This window comes from Acinetobacter modestus (genome assembly GCF_014636095.1).
Classification (GTDB): Bacteria; Pseudomonadota; Gammaproteobacteria; order Pseudomonadales; family Moraxellaceae; genus Acinetobacter; species Acinetobacter modestus.
Window position 1 is genome coordinate 1 of the sequence record NZ_BMDV01000028.1, and the last position, 538, is coordinate 538.

General features: G+C 44.4%; 1 pseudogene. It reads left to right on the forward strand.

The annotated features are described in order from the left end of the window. Positions 1-85: 85 nt before the first annotated feature. A pseudogene (locus tag IEV17_RS17070) lies at positions 86-304 on the forward strand (ATP-binding protein); the annotation flags it as partial. Positions 305-538: the final 234 nt, after the last annotated feature.

Consider the following 538-nt stretch of genomic DNA (forward strand, 5'->3'; position numbering starts at 1 on the left):
CTATGGCGAAGCAAAGCCAAGATAGGTGGTGGAAAATTTAGGCCATTGCGCGCAATTGAAAAACCTTAGCGTGCTATATTTTCCGTTTCCTGAGACGACCCCTATCATTACGACGAACTTGAGCTTCTCGGAATGGAGCAATGTATTTGGTGATGCTAAGTTGACGACTGCACTGCTGGATCGACTGACTCATCATTGCCATATCATCGAAACGGGTAATGAATCCTATCGTTTTAAGCAAAGCACGGAGGAAGCCAAGCAGCGTATAAAGAAACGAGAAGCAGAGAAAGGAGAGTTATTTTAACCGTCGATCAGTGAAGAAAAAGCAACAGCAATTGATCGATTTATCCACAGCAGTGTAGTACGCTACATTGCTTAAATGCCTGGTCAATATTCAACGAGCATCGCTGGTCAATATTAAGTGAGCGTCAACAATCTTGGGCATTTCGGGGTATCTCTGGTGGCACAAACAGGTTTGCAGTTTGACCTTTCCACATCTCAGGGAAAGCTCATGGCTTCTGTGATGTCTGCATTAGCA